General features: G+C 38.4%; 5 protein-coding genes. All 5 read left to right on the plus strand.

What is annotated here, in order from left to right; all coding sequences use genetic code 11:
* Nucleotides 1–1,119, plus strand: a 1,119-nt coding sequence (locus Q0277_RS06430) for a PD-(D/E)XK nuclease family protein (RefSeq protein ID WP_297996624.1), incomplete at its 5' end; no start/stop codon positions are given.
* 85 nt (nt 1,120–1,204) lie between these two features.
* Nucleotides 1,205–1,951 carry a Sir2 family NAD-dependent protein deacetylase gene (locus Q0277_RS06435; RefSeq protein ID WP_297996626.1) on the plus strand — a complete coding sequence of 249 codons (747 nt, stop codon included), beginning with the start codon at nt 1,205–1,207 and terminating at the stop codon, nt 1,949–1,951.
* A gap of 45 nt (nt 1,952–1,996) precedes the next feature.
* Nucleotides 1,997–2,671, plus strand: coding sequence for a WYL domain-containing protein (locus tag Q0277_RS06440; RefSeq protein WP_297996627.1), 675 nt, complete (start codon nt 1,997–1,999; stop codon nt 2,669–2,671).
* Nucleotides 2,625–2,921 (plus strand): WYL domain-containing protein, encoded by a 297-nt coding sequence (locus tag Q0277_RS06445; protein ID WP_297996629.1) that lies wholly within the window; start codon nt 2,625–2,627, stop codon nt 2,919–2,921. The genes Q0277_RS06440 and Q0277_RS06445 overlap by 47 nt, the downstream gene beginning before the upstream one ends.
* Nucleotides 2,918–3,357 (plus strand): macro domain-containing protein (locus Q0277_RS06450; RefSeq protein ID WP_297996631.1); only part of this gene is annotated, 440 nt, incomplete at its 3' end. The genes Q0277_RS06445 and Q0277_RS06450, both read left to right, overlap by 4 nt.

A 3,357-nucleotide genomic window follows, 5' to 3' on the forward strand; every position in this document is an offset into this window, starting at 1 on the left:
AATGACTACAATCTATTTTTGGCGCTTTTTGACGCTAGCGACGAAGTGCGGTTGCACTCGCGCTTTATCTGCTCGCTACTCGATCCGAACTCGCCGCATTATCAAAAAGAGCTATTTTTGGAGCTTTTTATAAAAGCATGCGGGCTAGAGGATTTTGGGCTAAATTCGCAAATCGCAAAAGTCTATAAAGAATATGAGAATATCGATATCTACATAACTGACGGCACGAAGCATATTATTTTAGAAAATAAAATTTATGCCGGCGATCAAGAGGCTCAAATTAAAAGATATATAAAAACTATCCAACAAGAAAACGGCAATGAAGCTGAAATTTACGTGCTCTTTTTATCACCGCAAGGGCGCGAGCCTACCGGCTATAGCCTAGACGGACTAAAAATCAAAGACGGCAGAATTTCAAACGAAAAGGGCGATGGAATCGCTAAATTTAAGGCGATTTCATACGACAAAGAGATAACTGCGTGGCTTGATCTATGCCTTGAAGAAACGGGGAATTTAACAAATTTGAGCGCCGTAATATCGCAATACAAAAATGTCATCGAAAAAATTTATGGAAAATATAAAGGAGTGCAGATGGATGCAAATGAAATTAGCAAGATAATTTTAGAAAACTATGATATAGTTGAGGAGATAAAAAATAAGTATTTCGATATAGCCAGTTCGAATAAACTTAATAAATTTATGTCAAACGTAAAGACTGAACTCGAAAAAAGACTATCGCAAGAATGGTGCGTAGATATAAGAGCGGCTGATACAATTAGGTATTCTGCGCCCATAATTTTCTATAAGTATAGTTGGGGCGATAAAGAAGTTATGAATCTTAGGTTAGAATTTGATAGTAAGAACTTTTTAAACCCATATATTGGGCTTAAATATAATAAGAATAGAAATAATGAGCATATAAAAGATATACAAGCTAAATTTACGCTTGCCGAGTGGAAAATAGGCACAACGTTTGCAAGGTGGAAATGGCTAAAAAAAGATCAGTTTCTAAGAGAGATAATTATCAATAAGTATAGCGAAGTCGAGCTGGTAGATGAGTTAATAAAAATGAAAAATGAGCTAGAGCCGCTAGCCGATGAAATTGCAAAGCTAATTTAGGCGCAAGTTATGCAAGATATGATCTCCCGCGCAAAAGAGATCATCGTAAACGCTGATGCTATCATAATAACCGCAGGAGCAGGCATTGGGCGTAGATAGCGGACTGCCTGATTTTAGAGGCGATCTTGGCTTTTGGAAAGCCTATCCGCCTTTAAAGGATAAAAATTTAAACTTTATGAAAATGGCAAATCCGCAGTGGTTTTTTAACAGTCCTGAGCTAGCCTGGGCGTTTTACGGACACAGGCTAAAGCTCTATAACGCAACCCGGCCTCACGAGGGTTTTGCCCTACTAAAAAATCTTTGCGAAGCAAAAGGCGGCAACTACTTTATCTACACTTCAAACGTCGACGGGCATTTTGAAAAGGCGAGATTTGACAAGGATAAAATTTACGAGATCCACGGCTCCATACATCACGCGCAGTGTATTCATAGCGATGACGGAAATATATGGAATATGGACGAAAATAATGTCGAAGTGGATGAGGATAGATTTATCGCTACAAAGATGCCTGTTTGTCCTGAGTGCGGATGCGTGAGCCGCCCAAATATCCTTATGTTTTACGACCACGAATTTAATCACAAAAGAGCTTGGGCGCAGCGCAAAAAGTATGATACATGGCTTAGTCACAATATGAACTTTAAAATAGTCATAATTGAGATTGGCGCAGGGATTGCGGTGCCTACGATCAGGATTTATGGAGAAAGGATGGCAAAAAGATTTAAGCGTTCTTATCTAATCCGCATAAACCTACTAGATACTCACGTAAGCGCGTATAGAGGTATGGCGATAAAGGCAGGCGGGCTTGAAGGATTAAGAGCAATCCTTAGCTGATATTATCCCTTTATTTTTAGATAAAATAATATAAAAGGAGCCTAGATGCAAAAACCGCAAAAAATAATCTCGCGATCCGGTAGTGGCAAATACGAACGCATAAACGAAATAGCCGCCTTAATTAGCAGAAAACCCCATTCCATCTCCGAGCTCGCGGAAAAATTTGGAGTTTGCACCAAAACTATCCAAAGAGACTTTTACGAGGTGCTAGCGAAAAATGGAGCTGTAAGAAACGGCAGGATGTGGAGCATAGATAAAACTAAAATCAAAGATGGCTTAGATCAGGAAGAGCGCACCGTCATAAATATCCTTGATAATATCTCAAAAACCATGGGCGCAAATTTTTACTCAAAGGCTCACGTTTTGCTAGAACAGATCACAAACCGGCTAAATCATCCGATTTTAACAAATATAAGCAGCGAAAAATTAAGTGAAGATGACTTTATAAATTTCGAACTGCTTGAAAACGCTATCAAAGAGAAAAGCTTGGTGCAGTGCGAATACGCCGGTTTTAAATTTAAGATAAAGCCACTAAAACTAGCGATGTTTGACGGATTTTGGTATTTGCTATTTTTAGATACGAATAAAAACGATACCTTCAAGAAATTCCACTTAAAAAGCATCGCAAATATTAGAATTCTTGAGGAAAAATTTAAATTAGACGCCACGATAGATGAGAGGATTAAAAAATATAAACTCCGCCTGGGCAACGCTAGATAAGCCAAATACCGCTAGAGCGCTTTTAGCTCCGCAGATAAAGAAATATTTCGAGAGAAAACCCTACGCTAAGCAAAGCATAACAGGACTTGATGCCGATGGCTCGGTCGTAATCGATATAGAATTTACTAATTTAATGGAGATAAAGCCGCTTATTTACTACTTCATTCCGTTTATCAAAGTGCTAGAACCAAAAGAGTTAGCCGATACGATAAAAGATGAGATAGAAAGGTATTTAGAAGAGATAAAATGAAAATTTCATATGAAATAAAGATAAAATTTGGCGATTTATTGGACGCACAAGCGGATTATCTAATAAATCCTTCAAATACGGCGATGCTGCTTGGCAGCGGTGTGTCTATGGCTTTTAAGAGGCATTGCGGCGAGACACTGGAAGAATACATGCAAGAACAGCTAAAAATAAGAAAGATAAGGCAAGGTGACGTCGTCAAAACCGCCTCAAATCATGCAAACTTTCCATTCGTATTACATGCAGCCATTATGAATTACGCTGATAGATCAAAGTCTAAAAAGCCGAGCTTAGATACTATCGCGCAAATTTTAAATAATTTACAAGAAATAATCTTACAAGATCAAAGCAAATATATAAAAATAGCTCTGCCTCTGATGGGATGCGGAGCGGGTGGACTAGATAAGCGCGAGGTGATCAGCGAATACAAATGCTTTTT

The organism is uncultured Campylobacter sp., assembly GCF_938030815.1.
Taxonomy (GTDB): domain Bacteria; phylum Campylobacterota; class Campylobacteria; order Campylobacterales; family Campylobacteraceae; genus Campylobacter_B.

Coding starts and splice junctions, on each gene's coding strand:
- Q0277_RS06440 (WP_297996627.1), top strand. CDS start 1,997: ATGCAAAAACCGCAAAAAATAATCTCGCGATCCGGTAGTGGCAAATAC.
- Q0277_RS06445 (WP_297996629.1), top strand. CDS start 2,625: ATGAGAGGATTAAAAAATATAAACTCCGCCTGGGCAACGCTAGATAAG.